Annotated in this window: 1 protein-coding gene; it reads right to left on the bottom strand. The window is 32.3% G+C overall.

The genetic code is table 11. The annotated features are described in order from the left end of the window. The coding region (locus tag HUN22_RS17675; protein WP_217488230.1) for an SPOR domain-containing protein at window positions 1-473 on the bottom strand (473 nt) is incomplete at its 3' end. Window positions 474-489: the final 16 nt, after the last annotated feature.

The raw sequence follows: 489 nt of genomic DNA, 5'->3' as shown, positions 1-489 counted from the left end.
ATCATAACCCGTATTCCTTTAGTAGTTGAACTGGTTACGACTTTATATCCTTTTGCTTCTAGCTGAGATTGAATCTTATAGGCTTTATTTTGGTTAGCTGCTAATGCAACCTGTACCATCCACTTTTTTTCACCATTTTCTAAGATTTCTTTAGCGATCGCAGCATCAAGTTGTTTTTTATTTTCAAAATTTTTCTTTTCTTCTAATTTCTTTGTGTGAACATTCTCTGTTTTCTTTTGAGCTAAAATCTCATCTTGCTTTTGTTTTCCTTTCTGGATGATTATTGCTTTATTCTTAACTTCACTCTTTTTAGTTTTATCATTAGAAGCTGGCGCAAAGTAAGGATATATTGCTTGGTCATCAAATCTTTGAAATACGATAATATCCCCATAACACTTCTGTTCTGCATAGGCGGTCACTGGCATTATCCCCAAAAGTATTTTAATAAGTAAACTTCTAATAAAGCATTGCATCTTATTCATTTACCAA

It is taken from the genome of Acinetobacter lactucae (assembly GCF_013344765.1).
Lineage (GTDB): Bacteria > Pseudomonadota > Gammaproteobacteria > Pseudomonadales > Moraxellaceae > Acinetobacter > Acinetobacter lactucae_A.
This window is presented reverse-complemented; position numbering and strand designations above follow the sequence as displayed.